Consider the following 16,812-nt stretch of genomic DNA (forward strand, 5'->3'; position numbering starts at 1 on the left):
CCGGTTTTGGCGGGCTGCTCTTTAATAAAATAACTATTATTATTTTATTATTGTTGTTGTTTTTGCTATTGTCCGGCTTATTCCATGGCCGGAATGGCGACGGCTGCTGCCACGGCGGCAAGCCCCATTTCAGGCGCCGAGTCGGGCTCGTCCCAGTCCAGGTGGCTGTCGGCAGGTATCACCTCGCCGAGAGGGTCGTACCTGTCAAAGCGCGTCTTGGAAGGCGCAGAGGCGACCACGTGCACCCTTGTTTGGGCAGAGCCGCCTGCCGGTTCTACAGACAGCAGCACCTCGGTAGCCCCGTCCTGCCCGAACACTCCGCGGGCGCAGCTTGCAATGTCGTCCAGCGCGCCAAGGGAGAGCTTGTCGCCGCCCATCACGTAGACGACGGCCCGGCCGATTTCTGTGGCGCCGGAAAAGAGCATCGAGAGAGGATCGCGCAGGGGCCCGTCCAGGCTAGCCCTGCCCGTGGCAAGTATGTTCAGGTCAGGGCCGGCACCCTTTGCAGCCACCGAGGCGGCCACGTCGGCCAGGGCAGAGTTGAGGAGCGAGATGCACTCTTCAAAAGAGAGGTCTGGGTTGTTGTCAGAAAGCGCGCCGTTGTCTGCCACTATTGTAGAATGGGACGCCGCCCTCACGCGGCGGAGCGCCACGCCGGCGGCAAAGTGCCTCTCCTTCTCAAATCCAAACGGCATGATGGCAAACGAGATGACGGTTGCAGACCTGCTTGCTATCGCGCACGCGGCAGGCGCCATGGCCGCCCCCGCCGTCCCGGCAAGGTTTGAGACTATGACAACGGTGTTGTAGCCTTCAATCGCGGAGGCAAACTGGCCCTCCTTGGCGCTGAAAAAGTGGCGCACCTTTTGCACGGACGGGTTGATGTGCGGGTGCGTGTTTACAAATATCGACCTGTCCTCGCCAAGGTCCCTCTTGTCGTTGCTCACGATGAGGCAGTTGCAGCCTATCCTGCCGCCTGCCTGCCTTGCGACCCTGCCGCCTGCGCCCCCTATCCCGACGACCAGCAGCGGACCCTTTAGCGATAGATGATTGTTGTTATTGTCACTAGTAGAAGACGATGATGTAGGTGACGATGACGTTCCCGAGCTCCCCCGTCACCAATAGCTGGATGATATTAAAAACGTTGGTAGTTGGCACGCCGGCAAGCTCCGGTGTAACAATGTTGAGCTGTTACAGAATCGCGCGTGCCTTGAGCGAAAAGCTGGAAAAACCGTAAACCTGTACGCGCATTCTGTCGCCAAGTTTTGTGCCTGCCGGCGGCTGCGCGACCACCACCGGCTTGTAGGCGCCGTTTCTGCCCTGCATTGCGGCGGTGGCGGCAGCACCAGCATTATCATCATCATTATCATTATTATCGGCGTCTTTGTTTGCAGCCGCCGCCGTTATTTTTTCGTCCACGATTATTTCGCCCACCCATCCCTTCCAGGCAGAGTTGCGCTTTTTTGCCACCTCCCTTGCGAGCGAGTGAATGCGCTCGGACCGATCCTTTGCCACGTCGCTTCTCACGCGTTTCCACTTTGCCGCAGGCGTCCCCGGCCGGGCGCTGTAGCGCGAGATGTTGACCACGTCCGGCTCGGTTTCCTTTACCAGGGCAAGCGTCCTTTCAAAGTCGGCCTCCGTCTCGCCCGGAAAGCCCACGATAATGTCGGTAGAGATGGAGAAGTCAGGCATCCTCCTGCGCAGCTCTTGTACCGCGTCTGCAAAGACCTGCGCCGTGTGGCCCCTCTTCATCTTTCTCAGGACAGAGTCGCTTCCGCTCTGGACAGGCATGTGGACAAACCTGAACATCTTCTCGTTCTCCTCAAACGCCGACGCAAGCCTGTCGATCATTTCGGGCACGTACTGTGGGTTCATCATGCCTATCCGGACTTTAAAGTCGCCCGGCACCGCGCAGCATGCTCTCAATAGCTCTGCAAGGTCGGTACCAATGTCCCGGCCGTAGCAGCCGCTGTCAGTAGACGTGAGCCAGACCTCCTTGCAGCCGTCTGCGACGTCTGCCTGCACCTGCCTCACGATGTCGCCTATGCGGTAGCTGTCGAGCCACCCTTTGGCAACCTTGGTCTGGCAAAAGGTGCACTCGCTCATGCAGCCCGACGCTATCTCGACGATGCTCACCACGGGGTTTATGCGCACCCTAGGGAGGTTGACCTTGCTCTGGGGCGAGTCTTCGAGTGCGACCATCCTCTGCCCTGCCAGCGCCGAGCCCACCACCTTGGCTGCGCTGTCTATAGAGTGCGGCCCCATGAGGCTGGCGGAGAGGTTTAGCGACTCGACCTTGGCCCTGTCCGCCTTGGGCAGGCACCCTGCCACCACAAGCGGCTTGCCCTCGCGGCTCAGCTGCCTTATCCGGTGGACCATCTTGTGCTCTGTCGTGTCTTTTACAGAGCATGTTACGATGAGGTTGAGCGAGCCTTCCTTCCTGCTTGTGGCAATCTCGTAGCCTGCCTCTTTCAGGAGGCCAGAGATCATCTCCGAGTCGGCCATGCTCGCAGAGCAGCCGTACGCCTCGACCCACACCCGGCTCCGGGGCTCGGGCTTTTTATTCAGGAGCCTTATCGACTCGATTAGCTTGGGCTTGAGCGAGCGGACGTACAAATTGATCGCAGCACCAACCGGTCAGCAGCCTATGCCTTAAAAATCATGTTGTCGAAAAGTGGCGCTTGAGCGGCTCCCAGTAATAGTCTATCCAGCCCCTGCCATAGTCCTCTGCCTGCTCAGACGGCACCTTTTCGTGCACCATCGTAAGCTGCGTGCCTCCCTCTTTTCCCTCAAGGGTGATTTCCAGCATCGAAGGGGCGGCGCCTTCAGGCCACTCGCTTGTCTGCCACTCCTGCACAATCCTGCGGGGCCGCACAAGTTCCAGGTTCTTGCCGGTGATGTAGCCGTCCCAGGCGGAGAACCTCTGCCTCCTGGCCTGGCTACGTTGGTGGCCTTGCCTCCCGTGAACTTTGAATGCTGTTCTGGGTCGACATAGGCGTCATACACCTGCTCAGGCGTCGCAGACGGTATAAAGTGGACCTGCCGGATGGTCGCAGTCTTGATATTTCTTGCCATGTGTATGTATATGACCGCTACAGCGTTCAGTCGGCAGGATCGCTATAAAACCATGATCATGGTGGTGATGGCGGCTAAGACGGTGTCTTGTTTTTGTTATTATTATTGTTGTTATTGTTCTGCGACCAGATCTCTGCCAGCACCTGCACATAGGTCGTCACAAGCGACCCCGACTCGGTGTCTTCTCGGTGCTTCTCCATGTCGTTGCCCATCGCTATCGTAAGCGACTTGGGGATTTTCAGGTGCTCGTTCATGTATATCAAAAGCGAATAGTACATCAGCTTCATGGGGTCGCCCTGCGCTTCCTTGACGCCGTCTGCGACGTTTGCGGCCACAAGCGCAAGCTGGGGCGAGAGCATGGCGTTATTGCCGCCCTCTTTTATCCGGATGGCGCCCATGTACAGCAGGTCTTCAATCGCAGAGGCTATCTCTTCTGTGCGGTCAGGTGAGGGGGACGAGGACACGGTATATGCTATCTCGCAATAGACATCCCGCACACATGCTATTTTAGATTGCTTGTGACGTTTTTATAACTGGCGATAAACTCGGGGTCGACTATGCCCTGCACGACGTACGGCTGGCCGTCTGAGAGCCGTATGTCCATGGCTACTGCGCTGTACGGAATGTCAAACTGCTCTACCTTGGCAGGGTCGTCGGTTTCAAACACCTTTTCGCACCGCTTCCCGCCGCCAGCGCATGAAAAGCCGTAGACCTTGCTTATGCGCCTGTGGCCCGAGCCGGCGGCGCGCCCACCCGCAGAGCCCCTCGACTCTTCAACCATCAGAATGAAAATTTCGTTCTTTGCCTGCTTGTCGTCGTCGAGGAGAACGTCGCTTTGCGCGACCACCAGCTTGCGCTGGGGCAGCTGCAGAATCGCGTCGATTGAATCATTGTTATTATTATTGTTGTTGCTTGACATATGCGTGTGTGTGGCGCGTGTATACGCATTTGAAAATGAAAGGATCTACCTATAATAATATTATTTGTTATCTGAGATCCTCAGGGTCGTGCTGCCGCTGCCACTGTCTCTTCTTCACAAACAGCCTCTTTATCGACCACGGCAGCCCAAATGTTATGGGCAGAAAGAAAAAGTAGATGCCAAGCGAGATGAGGACTATTGTAGCAATCAGAGATGCGGCAGAAGCTGCCAGCAATGCAATGGCAACATAGTCCTGGCGTTCCATGCCCCTTCTGGCACTTGTAGTGCGCAGGATTTCCTAATAACCGGTTGTGTACATGCGCAGTAATAGATATAACGCCTGAACTGCCAATTGCCCGCATGGCTCGAACTCTCTCATCCCCGCAGGTGTTAAAGACAGGCATGGCCGCCCCCGACTTTAAGTTAAAGGGCGTGGACGGCAAGACGCACTCGTTCTCCGACTACAGGGGCAGCAGGGCCGTGCTGGTCGTTTTCATCTGCAACCACTGCCCGTTTGTCAAGGCAAGGATAGGCGACATCGTGGCGCTCCAGTCCAGGTTCAAGCCGTCAGAGCTGCAGGTCATTGGCATCAACAGCAACGACCCCGCGTACCAGGACGAGGGCTTTGACAACATGGTCAAGTTTGCAAAAGAATACAAACTCAATTTCCCGTACCTGATAGACGACAGCCAGCAGGTCGCAAAAGCGTACGGCGCCGTGTGCACGCCCGACCCGTTCCTGTTCGTAGACGGCAGGCTGGCCTTCCACGGCAGGATAAACGACGCGATGGAGCCGGAGGCCAAGCCGACAACCCCGGTCATGGAGAACAACGTCAGGGCACTCCTTGCCGGCAAAAAGCTGGAGAAGGACTTTGACCCCTCTATCGGCTGCTCGATAAAGTGGAAGAGCTAGATCCAGTTGACGGCTGCTGCTATCAGCCGTACTGGAACGAGACACCTTTTTCTCCCCTAGGGTGGCGCCACTCGGTCTCTTTGGCGCACGTCCCGCACTCGATGCATGGCTCGTGCTGCAGGACCACCCGGCCGTCTTCCAGCAGGTAGCACGAGGTCGGGCAGAGGGTGACCATCTTTTTCATGAATTCAGATTCCGGCTTGGTCACCTTGATGTGCGACTGCCTGTCGTCGTCGTATTTCAGCTTTGCAACACGCTCTGCAACCGTCGGTATCGTCGGCCGGTACGACGCCTTTACCGGCTTGCCAAGCCTCTCGGCTATCTCTATTGGGACCTGGACGTACGTCTCCTCCGACTCGACCAGCGGCAGCAGCTTGTCATAGCCGAGAATGTTGGCAAGGCCGACTGCCAGGCCTCGGAACGTGCCTGACGACATCAGCCTGAACACAACGCCGTAGCGCTGGCCCACGATGTCCTTTGGCACGTCTCTGGTAGCGTCAAGGAACGTCTTCAAATAGTCCTTGTCTATCTCGCGCATGTCCCTCGTGTAGGGGCTTGATTCCACCTGCTGCGAGTAGTGCTCGCCTATCGAGGAAAAGTCGTTGCGCTCTATCGCCCTGTTCACGGACTCGGCAGCCCGCACGGCGTCGTCGATGCCCACGTTCAGGCCCTCGATGCGCGGGCCTATAAAGACGCCCCTGCCGGCGGCGTCCCCTATGAACAGGATGTTCCTATGGTATGGCTTTTTCATGGCGCAGCGCTTGCCGTCAGGCACCAGCTTGGTCGAGTATTCCAGCTCCACATAGTCTGTGACGAACTTGGTCGAATATTTCGACACCAGCTCGGACTTGACCGACTCCATCCTTGCCCTTATCTCGTCGTCTGACTTGTACCTGCCCGATTCTATCAGGCGCCTGCGGCCGGCTGGCGAGTAATAGGCGTCCCGGAGCTCGCCCCAGGTTTTTATCAGCTTGCTCACGGCAAACCGGGCTCGCAGCTGCTCCTCCTTTGGAAGGTTGCGGTCTATCTCTTGCTTGACTGCGACCTCGTCTTTGATCATCTCTGACACGAGCGGGTTTTTCAAGAGCGCGTTGACGAGCGCGCTTGGCGACGCAGGGTTGCCAAGGAGCGAGTCATAGTGGTAGACTGCGCCCACCGACAGGGTGTCCCTGTTGGTGTAGAGGAACCCGCCGCCGATGTGGTTCAAAGTCACGTCGCCGGCGAAAAGGTGCGCCGCGCCTTCGCCGGGCCCGGCGCCAAACCTCTCCTCCAAGAGCTGCTCTGGCAGCTTCACGACCACCTTGACGCCCTGGTAGAGCTGCTCGGGCGTGAATTTTTCGCGGGCACCTGTCATGTGCGCGATTTCAGAGTTGACACCGTCTGCCGCTATTACTGCCCGGGCCTGGAACGGGTCCAGCTCGTCGGTCTCGATTATTGCAGTTTGGCCTTCCCAGCCGATTGAACGGACATGGACGCCAGACACGATGCCGCCGCCCTGCCTCTCGGCCGCCTTGCCTGCCTGCCGGGCAAACCACGAGTTGAGCCTGTTGAGCAGGACGGAGCAGCCAAAGTTGGCCTGGTACTCGTGCGCGGCAGTCAGGTCGATGGCATAGTCCTTTTCGCCCGACGCCGCGTGGAGGACGTATTTCGTTATCCTGCGCTCGTACGGCGCCTCCTTTAGAAAATCAGGGTAAACGTCCTCCACGTTGTACGGCCTGCCCTGCTTGGGCTTCTTTGAATAGATGATGCCGCCAGACACGTTCTTTGTCCCCGGCTGCTTGCCGGCCTCTATGAGGACTGCCTGCCTTCCCAGGTCGGCCAGCTTTTTCAGAGCCGCAAGCCCCGCCGAGCCGCCGCCTATTATCGCAACGTCGTATTTTTCCATCGCAGTCACTTCCTTGCCGCGACCTCCTTTGCAGCTGCAGGCTTTGTCGCCCGCAGCTCCTCGATCAGGGCAGGTATGACATCTTCCATCCTGCCCCTGATGAACACGTCGCACTCGTCCTTTATCGGCGCCCCCTCGTCTGGGTTTATCGCCACTACAAACTCGGACTCTTTCATCCCTGCAAGGTGGTGCATCGCTCCGCTGATGCCCGCCGCCACGTACAGGAGCGGGGTCACCTTCCTGCCGGAAGTGCCTATCACCCTGTCAGGCGTCATGTATTCAGAGCTGATGCTTTCGCTCACGGGAAAGGGCTTTTTGGATATCGGGAGCGACACGCCCACTTCGGCGCCAAGCTCCCTTGCGAGGTCGGCTGCAAGCCTGATGTCTGCCTCCGGCGAGTCCTTGATCCCCCTGCCAAAGCTGACGATTGCCTTTTTGCTGTCAAAGTCCACCCTGCTCTTTACTATAGTCCTGCTGAGCACCCTGACCTTCAGGTCCTGCGGGTCGAACGTGGGCGAGTAGTCTACGATGACGCCCTTTCTTGACTCGTCTCTCTCAATGGGCGCAAACACCCCGGGGATGATGCTGCACGCCTGCGGGTGGTAGTCCCTCGCTATCGCAGGGTTGCGGTTGTCAAGGCACAGGATGGTGGTCCAGAGAAAGCCAGAGAAATCTGGCCTGTACATCTCGAGCGTGCGCTCGTAGACCATCGCCTGGCCCTTGGTCTTGTGCTCGTGCTTGATCTCAAGGTCGCTAATGACGAGCTTGTTGATGTCAGACGCAAGGCCGGATTCAAGCTCGGCCATCACGGTCGAGGACAGCTGGCGGCCAATGTTGTCTGCTGCAAAGAACATGTACCGCGGCTTGACAAAATCTGCAGAGCCGGGCGAAAACTTTAGCACCAGGTTCCTGTCAGTCGCTATACTGCTTATCACCTTGGTGTCCACCAGGTTGCGCGGGTGGACCAGCTCGGGGCTGTCTGCGTAGATGACTGCGTCGGCGCCGTAAAAGAGAAGCTCTTCGCACAGGCGGCGCACGCCGTGGCCGAGCACGACTGCCACCACCTTTTCGCTTGCCGAGTAGCGCCTGTTGTAGTCGTCCATCAGCCGGCGCGCCTCGCCAAGCATCTCCAGGCTGACTGGGATGGGCTTGCCTTCCTCGTGCTCTATTGCCACGTAGAGGTGCTCGTACTTGCCCATCTTACTTGATCACCATGCCTCCAAGCACTTCGTGCATCTTGGCAGCCACCCTGCGGAGCGCCTGCCTGTCAGAGCCGTCCACGACCTCTGCCTTGCGGCTCGCCTTGGCCTTGGGTATCTTTTCCACCCTGTAGACGATGGTGGGCGAGCCGGGCAGGCCCACAAACTTGGGGTCAACCCCAAGCTGCTGCGCGTTAAAGACCTGCAGATACTGCTTAAAGTTGGCGGCCCTCGACTTGGCTTCCTTCTGGTATTTTTCAAGGGCGAGCCTCTGCGATACCGTGCCAAACGACGACCTGTAGGTCGGGTCGATGGCGATAAAGACAGGGAGCGGCGCCTCGACCTCCTCTATGACATCATAAAAGCCCTGCAGGGTTATCAGCCGGCGCGCCCTGACCACCCTGCGCTCCACGTCGACATCGTAGCTCACCACGTTGCCCAGGAACGTAAAGCCGAGCTTCCACGCAGTCTGCGGCCCCGTCTGGCCGGTCTCGCCGTCTGACGCCCTGTGCCCCGAGAAAACGATGTCCATGTTCTTGCTGCCCTTGCCCCCGTCCATCTTTTCTATGCCTGCCCGCAGCGTCTCGGCGGTGGCAAGCGTGTCTGCGCCGGCAAAGAGCCTGTCGCTGTAAAGGTGCAGTTCGTCGGCGTCGCACATGGCCTGCGCCTGCGCAAGCGCCACGTCTGCGTTTGGCGGCCCCATGGTCCCGACCGCTATCCGGGCGCCAAACCTCACCTTGGCATAGAACGCCGCCTGGCAGGCTACTGCGCTGTGCGGCCCCAGGATGCTCTTGGTCTCGGCACGGTTGAGGGTGCCGTCTGCGTTGTAGCTGACATTCCCCTCTGAAAAGTCGGGCTCTAGTTTGACTATGACTGCCGTGTTTAGTGCCATTGATTCACCCTTTAGTCCCATTTGATGGCTTTAAATGGTTTTTGAATCAATTACGCGGCTATCGCGTACTTTTGCGCGCGCAGATCTTCATACGATTGTCGTAGCTTGCTGTAAAATTCTGGCATTTTCGGCGGCAACATTGCATATGCGAGGTAAAAGTCCTCTGCTTCCCGCATGTAGCGCCTGACCTTGTCGTGGCCGGGCACGGAAGCGATGAAGGCCATGTTGTTGAGCCTGTCTGCAAGCTTGATCGCCTTGACGTCATAGTCGGCGCTGCAAAGCAGCCCGCAATAGTCCCAAAAGCGCGCCGCCTGCCTCTCGGCCTCTGTCGCCCCGACGAAATTGTCCAGTGGCTTGACCTTCAGCTCGCTTGCTATCTTGTACACCCTGCTGCCAAAGCGGTACGCAAGGTACGCGTCGAACCCGTACGACTTTGACTCGTAGAGGTTGAGTATGCGCCCGTCGTCTTCCATCACGTCATGCAGGATTGCAGATGCGACTTCGACGCCCGTGATGCTGCGGTTTGCAGACCGGTAGTGCCTTACGACTTCGATTGCCACGGGCCAGGTGTGGGTCTCCAGGAACGGCGAGCGGCCGTCCTCGCGCTTGACTCCTGCATGGACCTCTTCTGCAGTCTCGATAGCCCCTTCTATCAGGCTGTCCACCCTGAGCCCGCTGTCCTGCAAAAAGGCGATAAACTCGTCCCGGGTTGCCTGCGCAAGCCTCCTCCTTTCTGCCATGCACTCTTAGGGCAGAGGTACGAGAAAAGATTTGCGGCCCCTCTCTGAGCACAGAATATCCTGCCAGAACGGGATTCCTCAGCGTTTTCTATATAACCTGCTCCCACAACTCTTTAAAATCATCTCCACCAAGCAGTTACGACGGAGACCGCACTTGTACGGCCGTGTAGTTCAGGGTGGTGGCTCGGCTGGCAGGTGCGTGCGCTCCTCCCCTTTAACACAGAGTGATATACCATTTGTCAGCATCATCAGCAGCAGCGTCGTCGTCAAAGCCGGAAGCCGAGTTCAAAAAGGTAGAGCAGAGGCCGTGGGGCTGGTTTGAGCAGTTCAACGAGAACAGCCAGTGCTCTGTCAAGCTCATCCACGTAAAGGCGCGCAGCAGGCTGAGCCTCCAATACCACAACCACAGGAACGAGTTCTGGAAGGTCATACGGGGCCCTGTCAGGGTCGAGATAGGCGGCAAGGAGTACAGGGGCGAGGAGGGCGACGAGTTTAGGATACCGGCAGGGTCAAAGCACAGGCTGGCCGCGCTTGAAAACGACGCGCTGCTGCTCGAGATTTCCTACGGCCGGTTTGACGAAAACGACATAATCAGGGTCGAAGACGATTTCGGAAGAGTAATTGTAGAAGAGAATGAAAAGGAGAAGGAAAAAGGAAGAGGGGCAAAGGCGTACCTGGAAGCCTCTTGAAAAAAGAGGCCCCAGGCTCGGGTTTCGTTTTCTTGTTATCTTTTTACCATCCTGTCAAGGTGCGCAAAAAATATGGTGCGCCTGAGCTTGCCGAACTTGTTGCTCGTCGCGTACAGCTTTATCGACGTATTGCAATGCGTGCAAATCTTTTTCTTGCGCGATATTATCAGGTCCGTTAGCGGGTGTGTGCCTGCGCATGTGGAACACCAGTAGTATAGCAGGCCGCGCGTCTGATGCAGGGTCAGCGATTCAAAATCAAGCCCCTCTTTTGAGCAAACCTGTTTCGCTATCTCTACCAGAGAAGGATCGCAGTTGCTTGGGATTTGTTGTGCCATGAGTATTTGAGGCAATATTCTTAGATAAATCTAACTGTTTAGTTAATTCTAAAACATGGCAATTTTTCGGCCATTAAGGTTATATCTTGAATAGAAATACCACCCCATATATTCATGAAGGCCGCGTACATTGTCGACGACCAAGAGGTGGCAGGGATCCTCGTTGACCCGATGCGGAGAGCGATCCTGGGGTTTCTTGCCGAAAAGCCCATGACCCAGTCGCAGCTTGCAGACGTGCTCGGGCTGTCCGACGCGTCGCTCAACTACCACATGAAAAAGCTGAGAGCAGCGGGTCTTGTTACCATAAGCAAAAAGGTCGCCGAGGAACACGGCATAATCCAGAAATTCTTTTCCCCCGTGGCCTACCTGTTCATATACGACCTAGACGCCCTGCCAAAGGACATCTCTCGCTACTTTTACCCAATAAGCGTCGAAAGGGCCCGGGGCGTCGTGTCCGCGATGGCGGCGAGAAATGGCAGGGCAGGCGGTGGCGGCAGCAGTAACAAGCCATACTGGGAGGACATGGCGGCCGTGACAGAGACCCTGTCCAGGCTGCTTGTCGGCATGGCAAAGCCGTACACAAGAAAGGACGTGCAGCACGGGAGCGAGGCCATAGCCTACGAAATATACGCGCGGGCGGTCAGGGCGTGGCTGGACAGAAAAGACGCGGCCGCAAAACCCAGGCAGAGACGCTAGCCGGGACCTGTACTATTTAAAGAACGTATAGAACAATCTTTCAATGCAATAATATAGTTACAGTGTACATTTTTTCGTTCAATGCAATCATACCCTTTACATAATTTGGCAATTGCTTGAGGGTGAGAGGAAAATGGCAAAGCGTTCACAACAAGAGATAATAGTCGACATACTGGAAGTAGTGACTGCACCGTGCAGGCCAACGCCGATAATGTACAGGGCAAACCTGAGCTACTCGCAGCTGCGGTTCTACCTGTCGTTCCTGCTTGGCAGGGAGCTGATAACGAACAGGGACGGCATGTGGGTTGCAACCGAGAAAGGAAGGGAGTATCTTTCGGCTTACGGCCAGATGAGAAAGATACTGGTCGGAGAATAATGAGGTAAAGTAGAAGGAAGGAAGGAAAGAAGCAAGATTTCTTTTCGCCTCTCTTTTTATTATCGCATAAAAGGAGAAGTAGTTTTTCTTGGCTGCAACATGGGGAGGTAGGGACGGCTGCTGCCCTATGCTAATCCACCGTCTTTATTTTTATTACCGCAGTAGTTCCGGTCTGCCTGACCGATTAATTTTGTCACTTGATCAGGCTGTCCAGATACATCTGGACGTGGGGCTCGGCTATCCACATCTTTTTCTCTTTTTCAAACAAATAGCCGTACCTCTGGGAGCTTCCCACCTTCTCCTTTGATTCTAGGATGCGCAGGTAGCCGGCAGTCACCGCGTCTTCGTCAAAGCCGTTCTTGCGGGCAATGGCGTCGATGGCAGAATGCACGCCAGAGCCGTGCTGCGCGGCCTCCTTGACCCGGTAGGCGATCTCTTTTGGCACGCCCAGCCTGCACGCCAGGTTGCGGTGCACGCGCTTGCCAAACATGTCTTCCTTCCTAACGTTGAGCCGGAGGTCCATGTCCATCGCCGTGCGGATGACGCCCCTGTCGAGGAACGGCTCGCGCAGCTCGACGCTGTGGGCCATCGTTATCTTGTCCTCCCGCTCCAGCGTCTCCTTGTACAGCAGCATGAGATCGTCGAGCATGTGTGCCCTGAGCCTGCCGTAGCCGTACCTCCGGGCGATGTGCGGATACCATGAATACCCGCCGAACAGCTCGTCTGCACCCTGGCCCGTGAGCATTATCCTCATCCCGTGGCTGCTTGCCAGCCTGACTGCGCAGTAGACCGGCAGCGCGACTTCGACCTGGCCGGCGTTGCTGTCCTCGATCACCTTGATTATGCGCGGGACCAGCCCTTCGATCTCGTCCTGCTCAAGCTCGTGCGCGTAGAGCCTGAGCCCAAGCGAGTCTGCGACTGCCCTTGCGTGGTCAAGATCACTTGAGCCTTTCACTCCTGCCGTGTAGCAGGCCACCTCCGGCACCATCATCTTGGCTATGTGGGCGACAAGCACGCTGTCGATGCCGCCGGAGAATATGATGCCTATCCGCTCCACGTCCTGCGTGCGCTTTTTCATCGACGCCATGAGAGCCTTCTCGTAGGCCGCCACTGCGTCGCGCATAGTAGAGATCGAGGAGGGGCGCCGGTTCTTCTTATTTGGCGAAAGGAGCGGCGCCACCCTCACCTGCGAAACGGCGCCTGCTGCCGGCGAAACCATCAGCGCGTGGCCGGGGAGCACGCGGCGGGTGGGCTCGGGTACGCCGGCCTCCCACAGCCCCTTCCTCTCGGACGCAAACGCCACGAACCGGCCGTTTTCCGCCCAGTAGAGCGGCCTGACGCCAAGCGGGTCGCGGACCAGCGCCACCTGCCCCGTGGCGTTGTCCTTGACAGCAAGGGCATAGATCCCGTCAAGCCGGGGGACGGCCTTTTTTATAGCCGCTTCGAGGCCGAGCCCCTGTGCAAGGTAATCTTCAAGCAGGTGGACGATGACTTCGCTGTCAGTCATCGTCTGGAACGTGTGCTTGCTTTTCGCTTCGAGCTTGGCGCGCAGCTGCTTGTAGTTGTATATCTCGCCGTTGTGCTCCAGCACCAGCCTGCCGTCGCAGCTGCGGAACGGCTGCGAGCCGATGCTGCCGCCCACTATTGCGAGCCTTGCGTGCCCGAGCACGCACGAGCCCCGGACGCCGGCTGCTGCGAGCATCTGTACAGAGTCGGCGCGGACAAGGGCATCATCGGCAGCCATGCCCGCCCCGTCCGGCCCGCGCCGGGCCATCCGCGACAGCATCATACCCACGATCGGGGCAACGTTCTCCCCGTTCTTGCTCAAAATCCCTGCTATTCCACACATTTTAATCCACAAAACCCGGCTTGCGCCGGGCGTTTCATGTACTCATAAAAAACTTAAAAGACTTATCGCCGGCTGGCGGGGCTAAAAACCCTTTAATATCATCAGCTCAATATTGCCGCATGGCAGAAGCCTTTGTTCTGGTGAACTGCGAGGCAGGCTCCCAGCAAGAGGTGATCGAGGAGCTTGCAGCCATTTCCAGCGTTTCAGACATCAAGCGGGTCTTTGGCGTGTACGACGTGATAGCAAAGGTAAAGTCAGACACGCTCCAGGGCGTGAAAAAGGCGATAAGCAAGAAAGGATGCAGCGCGGCATCCGGTCCACGATAACCATGACGGTAATAGAGCGCGGGTAAAAGTAGACAAAGAAAGAGAAACGCAACAGCAAGGTACGCGACGCGCTTTACAGCAATAGTCACTTTAGCTGGTCGTGCACTATGGCAAACGTCGAGGCAAGCGACCGGGTGTTGGTGTAAAAGCCAAACTCTTTCTGATCCCCGTCCAGCGATTGTTCTTCGGGCAGGATTATGATCTGCTCCCTGTCCACTATGACCATGTTGAGGGGCACCGGCGTGCCCCCGACAAGGTCGCAGGCAAACGCCTTCTCGTCGACGCTTACAAAGCTGCCGCTTGCAAGCATGTCGTCATAGCGCTGCGGAGCGCCAGCACCGCCGTTCCGGGCGCCGTTATTGTTCTGTTTACCATTACTGCCACCGTTGCCGCTGCTGCCGCTGCCGCCACTATCCTTCCACCCCATCACCTTCAATGTGATGCGCACGCTCTCTGGCAGGGACTGGAGCCTGTCCATCACGTCCATGTAGACCAGGGCCCGCAGTTTTTTCTCTGACACGAGCACCAGCACCTCGCTCCGGGCACCCAGTATCATCCGGGCAATCTTGGTACATATGGCGTCCATGCCTGTCAGCACCTGATAGTTCTCCCGGCTCTGCACCCTCGGCGCCACCCTGCTCTCTATCGCCTTGCAGAACAGCTCCTCGCAGTAGCCCTTCCTTGCTGCAAGCTCGCGAAGAGCGCGCTGCTTTATCTCTATCAGGGCGTCAACAATTTCTCCCACAGCCAGCGAGTAGTACTTTTGCGGCTTGTCAAACGTGGAAAAGACGAGCCCTTTTGACTGCAGCCCGTACAGGGTCTGGTACACCTCTGTCCTCTGTATGCCGGTGCTCCTTGACACGTCGCTTGCTATCGACTGCCCGTTCACAAGCAGCGAAACTAGCACTCTGGCCTCGTTCTGCGACAGCCCCATGCTGCGGAGTTCCAATACCAGGTTGCCTATCGCGCTGCTGTCGCTGCCGATGTAGTCGCCACTATTGTTGCTGATGTTTGCGCCAATTTTTGCCGTCTGGCCAGTAACAGAGGGGTGTTTCTGCATTCGGGGAATTCTTACAGAACATAGCTATTAAAAGATATTCATTAAGGGACCATAGAGGCAGATATACTAGTCTATCATCTAGGCTCCTGCGTGTGTATGCATAGCAAACATGCGCAATTCTATGTTTTACTGCCCTTTCTACCCAGAGCATGGGGAAAGACGGCGACGACGGTACCGACAGCAGAGAAAATAACGCAGGAATTTCCACGGGAAAGGGGAGGCAGGGCAGAAGAAAGAGAGGAGGCATTGTTACAGCGGCGGTCCTGGCCCTGCTTCTCATGATGATGACGGCGACGACGGCAGCACCCGGGAGCAGCGGCAACAACGTGATGATGATGGCAGTTGGCAAGGCAGAGGCAGCTGTGCAGAGCACGACGGTGAGCGCAGTCTCGCTGGCAGGCACCACGCTCCACATGTGGACCGAGGTGCGGGAAAGCGGCGGGGCCGCGCGGCAGACCGGCTTTACGCCGCTCACGTTTTCCGCAGACACGTCCAGGTCGTACACCGTCACGGTGTACGACTATCGCGACATGCTCTTTGACCACTGGGAGGACGGGAGCAAGGAGAGGACGAGGACTATCAGCAGCAGCGGCGGCCAGACAGGCATGGTCGCATACTACAGGACAAGCGAGCAGGTCACCACCAAGAAGCTCACAGTCAACGCCGTGCTGGCCTCTGACGGCAGCGAAAGGAACATGTGGACCACCATTGCCGCCGCGGGCGGGGCGGTGCTGCAGACCGGCTTTACTCCCCTTGCATACCAGGGCAACCAGGGCCAGTATGCCGTCACCGTGTCTGACTACCAAGACCGCGTGTTTGACCACTGGGAGGACGGCAGTACGGCAAGGACGAGGACGGTATACCTCAGCCAGGACACTTCGATAACCGCGTACTACAAATCCAGCATATCGTCGACTCCTCCAACGCCACCGCCATCACCTCCTCCTCCGCAGCCGGTCCCGGTCTACAACCTGACTGTCAAGTCTGCCAGAGCAGGCGGAGACGAGCTGGCAGGGATGCAGGTCGCGGCGCAGCCGTCAGGCGGTGGCAGTGTCCAGTCAGGGAGCACGCCGTTCGTGCTTGCCGCAAACGGCGGGACGGCTGTCGCAGTGACTGCAGAAGACAGGGGCTACATGGTCTTTGACCACTGGGAGGACGGCAGTACGGCAAGGACGAGGACTGTGACGCTTGGCGGGCACGTTACCCTCACGGCCTACTACAGGGACACGACTCCTGTCGCAACGTACACGCTTTCGGTGGGCTCGGCAGACATGTCGTCGTCAGGCAATGCGATAAACGGCTATTACACCACGATCAGGCTCGCAGGCGCGACGGTCAAGACCGGCTTTACCCCGCTTGTGCACACGGGCACGGCAGGCCAGGCGTACTCGGTGGCAGTCTCTGACTATGGCGGGATGGTCTTTGACCATTGGGATGACGGGAGCAGAGAGAGGACAAAGACAGTCGTGCTGTCAAAAGACACTTTGATAACGGCCTATTACAGGAGCACGGCGCCCGTACCGTCATCGCAGCCGCCTTCGCCTTCACCATCACAGCCCACTCCACCGCAGCCTAGCGAGAACCACGTGCTTTCAAGGACCGGTGTGTTTGCAGCCCTGTACATGTATCCTGCAGGCTCGTCGTGGTCGCACTGGCAGAAGGTGATAGATGTCAAGAAGGCGCACCCATCGGTGCCCATAGTCGTAGTGGTGAACCCGTCCAGCGGGCCGGGGTGGAACAAGGACAGCAACTTTGCGTCAGGCATCGCCAAGCTGCAGGCCGCAGGCGTCATTGTGCTGGGCTACACCTACGACGACTATGGCACAAGGTCGCCTTCCGCGCTCAGGGCAGACGTCGACAAG

The 16,812-nt window shown here is 57.6% G+C and carries 18 protein-coding genes and 1 pseudogene; 6 read left to right on the forward strand and 13 right to left on the reverse strand.

What is annotated here, in order from left to right; translation table 11 throughout:
* Positions 1–77: 77 nt before the first annotated feature.
* The 6 genes and pseudogenes from WKI84_RS11125 to WKI84_RS11150 form a co-directional block, all read right to left on the reverse strand.
* Positions 78–944, reverse strand: coding sequence for a hypothetical protein (locus tag WKI84_RS11125; RefSeq protein WP_337863627.1), 867 nt, complete (start codon positions 942–944; stop codon positions 78–80).
* 244 nt (positions 945–1,188) lie between these two features.
* Positions 1,189–2,613, reverse strand: a complete 1,425-nt coding sequence (locus WKI84_RS11130) for a tRNA (N(6)-L-threonylcarbamoyladenosine(37)-C(2))-methylthiotransferase (RefSeq protein WP_337863628.1) — start codon at positions 2,611–2,613, stop codon at positions 1,189–1,191.
* Between the two features lie 43 nt (positions 2,614–2,656).
* A pseudogene (locus WKI84_RS11135) lies at positions 2,657–2,905 on the reverse strand (SRPBCC domain-containing protein); the annotation flags it as partial.
* Between the two features lie 241 nt (positions 2,906–3,146).
* Positions 3,147–3,536, reverse strand: a complete 390-nt coding sequence (locus WKI84_RS11140) for a hypothetical protein (protein WP_337863629.1) — start codon at positions 3,534–3,536, stop codon at positions 3,147–3,149.
* Between the two features lie 38 nt (positions 3,537–3,574).
* Entirely contained in the window at positions 3,575–3,991 is a 417-nt protein-coding gene (locus tag WKI84_RS11145) for a hypothetical protein (protein ID WP_337863630.1), read from the reverse strand.
* Positions 3,992–4,058: 67 nt separating this feature from the next.
* Entirely contained in the window at positions 4,059–4,256 is a 198-nt protein-coding gene (locus tag WKI84_RS11150) for a hypothetical protein (protein ID WP_337863631.1), read from the reverse strand.
* 95 nt (positions 4,257–4,351) lie between these two features.
* On the opposite strand from WKI84_RS11150, the gene WKI84_RS11155 reads away from it, so the two are divergent.
* A complete protein-coding gene (locus WKI84_RS11155; protein WP_337863632.1) occupies positions 4,352–4,903 on the forward strand; it encodes a thioredoxin family protein in 552 nt (183 codons plus the stop codon).
* A 22-nt stretch (positions 4,904–4,925) separates the two neighbouring features.
* On the opposite strand, the gene WKI84_RS11160 is transcribed toward WKI84_RS11155, so the two are convergent.
* The 4 genes from WKI84_RS11160 to WKI84_RS11175 are packed head-to-tail and all read right to left on the reverse strand — an operon-like array spanning position 4,926 to position 9,619.
* Positions 4,926–6,788: an FAD-dependent oxidoreductase gene (locus WKI84_RS11160; RefSeq protein ID WP_337863644.1), complete on the reverse strand. Its 1,863-nt coding sequence runs from the start codon at positions 6,786–6,788 to the stop codon at positions 4,926–4,928.
* 5 nt (positions 6,789–6,793) lie between these two features.
* A complete protein-coding gene (locus WKI84_RS11165) occupies positions 6,794–7,987 on the reverse strand; it encodes an electron transfer flavoprotein subunit alpha/FixB family protein (RefSeq protein WP_337863633.1) in 1,194 nt (397 codons plus the stop codon).
* A gap of 1 nt (position 7,988) precedes the next feature.
* Positions 7,989–8,879 (reverse strand): electron transfer flavoprotein subunit beta, encoded by an 891-nt coding sequence (locus WKI84_RS11170; RefSeq protein ID WP_337863634.1) that lies wholly within the window; start codon positions 8,877–8,879, stop codon positions 7,989–7,991.
* 50 nt (positions 8,880–8,929) lie between these two features.
* The gene (locus tag WKI84_RS11175; RefSeq protein WP_337863635.1) at positions 8,930–9,619 is read right to left on the reverse strand and encodes an HD domain-containing protein; all 690 of its coding nucleotides are present in this window, start codon (positions 9,617–9,619) and stop codon (positions 8,930–8,932) included.
* A 236-nt stretch (positions 9,620–9,855) separates the two neighbouring features.
* Here WKI84_RS11175 and WKI84_RS11180 point away from each other — a divergent pair, with 236 nt between their 5' ends.
* A complete protein-coding gene (locus tag WKI84_RS11180) occupies positions 9,856–10,308 on the forward strand; it encodes a phosphomannose isomerase type II C-terminal cupin domain (RefSeq protein WP_337863636.1) in 453 nt (150 codons plus the stop codon).
* A gap of 35 nt (positions 10,309–10,343) precedes the next feature.
* Here the strand turns inward: WKI84_RS11180 and WKI84_RS11185 are convergent, their stop codons facing one another.
* A complete protein-coding gene (locus WKI84_RS11185; RefSeq protein WP_337863637.1) occupies positions 10,344–10,643 on the reverse strand; it encodes a hypothetical protein in 300 nt (99 codons plus the stop codon).
* Positions 10,644–10,757: 114 nt separating this feature from the next.
* Between WKI84_RS11185 and WKI84_RS11190 the strand changes: the two genes are divergently transcribed.
* Entirely contained in the window at positions 10,758–11,339 is a 582-nt protein-coding gene (locus WKI84_RS11190) for a helix-turn-helix domain-containing protein (RefSeq protein ID WP_337863638.1), read from the forward strand.
* A gap of 133 nt (positions 11,340–11,472) precedes the next feature.
* Positions 11,473–11,715, forward strand: a complete 243-nt coding sequence (locus WKI84_RS11195; RefSeq protein ID WP_337863639.1) for a winged helix-turn-helix domain-containing protein — start codon at positions 11,473–11,475, stop codon at positions 11,713–11,715.
* Positions 11,716–11,908: 193 nt separating this feature from the next.
* Here the strand turns inward: WKI84_RS11195 and asnB are convergent, their stop codons facing one another.
* A complete protein-coding gene (asnB, locus tag WKI84_RS11200; protein ID WP_337863640.1) occupies positions 11,909–13,564 on the reverse strand; it encodes an asparagine synthase (glutamine-hydrolyzing) in 1,656 nt (551 codons plus the stop codon).
* 119 nt (positions 13,565–13,683) lie between these two features.
* Here asnB and WKI84_RS11205 point away from each other — a divergent pair, with 119 nt between their 5' ends.
* A complete protein-coding gene (locus WKI84_RS11205; protein WP_337863641.1) occupies positions 13,684–13,890 on the forward strand; it encodes an Lrp/AsnC ligand binding domain-containing protein in 207 nt (68 codons plus the stop codon).
* An 85-nt stretch (positions 13,891–13,975) separates the two neighbouring features.
* On the opposite strand, the gene WKI84_RS11210 is transcribed toward WKI84_RS11205, so the two are convergent.
* Positions 13,976–14,950, reverse strand: coding sequence for a helix-turn-helix domain-containing protein (locus WKI84_RS11210; RefSeq protein WP_337863642.1), 975 nt, complete (start codon positions 14,948–14,950; stop codon positions 13,976–13,978).
* Positions 14,951–15,099: 149 nt separating this feature from the next.
* On the opposite strand from WKI84_RS11210, the gene WKI84_RS11215 reads away from it, so the two are divergent.
* Positions 15,100–16,812: spherulation-specific family 4 protein (locus WKI84_RS11215; protein WP_337863643.1), on the forward strand; the 1,713-nt coding region annotated here is incomplete at its 3' end.

Origin of the sequence: Nitrososphaera sp. (assembly GCF_037447015.1) — an archaeon.
GTDB lineage: Archaea > Thermoproteota > Nitrososphaeria > Nitrososphaerales > Nitrososphaeraceae > Nitrososphaera.

Bases quoted from the DNA above. Each gene is read 5' to 3' on its own strand.
- WKI84_RS11145 (WP_337863630.1), bottom strand. From the start codon at position 3,991: ATGTCAAGCAACAACAATAATAATAACAATGATTCAATCGACGCGATT.
- WKI84_RS11150 (WP_337863631.1), bottom strand. From the start codon at position 4,256: ATGGAACGCCAGGACTATGTTGCCATTGCATTGCTGGCAGCTTCTGCC.
- WKI84_RS11155 (WP_337863632.1), top strand. From the start codon at position 4,352: ATGGCTCGAACTCTCTCATCCCCGCAGGTGTTAAAGACAGGCATGGCC.
- WKI84_RS11160 (WP_337863644.1), bottom strand. From the start codon at position 6,788: ATGGAAAAATACGACGTTGCGATAATAGGCGGCGGCTCGGCGGGGCTT.
- WKI84_RS11165 (WP_337863633.1), bottom strand. From the start codon at position 7,987: ATGGGCAAGTACGAGCACCTCTACGTGGCAATAGAGCACGAGGAAGGC.
- WKI84_RS11170 (WP_337863634.1), bottom strand. From the start codon at position 8,879: ATGGCACTAAACACGGCAGTCATAGTCAAACTAGAGCCCGACTTTTCA.
- WKI84_RS11175 (WP_337863635.1), bottom strand. From the start codon at position 9,619: ATGGCAGAAAGGAGGAGGCTTGCGCAGGCAACCCGGGACGAGTTTATC.
- WKI84_RS11185 (WP_337863637.1), bottom strand. From the start codon at position 10,643: ATGGCACAACAAATCCCAAGCAACTGCGATCCTTCTCTGGTAGAGATA.
- WKI84_RS11190 (WP_337863638.1), top strand. From the start codon at position 10,758: ATGAAGGCCGCGTACATTGTCGACGACCAAGAGGTGGCAGGGATCCTC.
- WKI84_RS11195 (WP_337863639.1), top strand. From the start codon at position 11,473: ATGGCAAAGCGTTCACAACAAGAGATAATAGTCGACATACTGGAAGTA.
- asnB (WP_337863640.1), bottom strand. From the start codon at position 13,564: ATGTGTGGAATAGCAGGGATTTTGAGCAAGAACGGGGAGAACGTTGCC.
- WKI84_RS11205 (WP_337863641.1), top strand. From the start codon at position 13,684: ATGGCAGAAGCCTTTGTTCTGGTGAACTGCGAGGCAGGCTCCCAGCAA.
- WKI84_RS11210 (WP_337863642.1), bottom strand. From the start codon at position 14,950: ATGCAGAAACACCCCTCTGTTACTGGCCAGACGGCAAAAATTGGCGCA.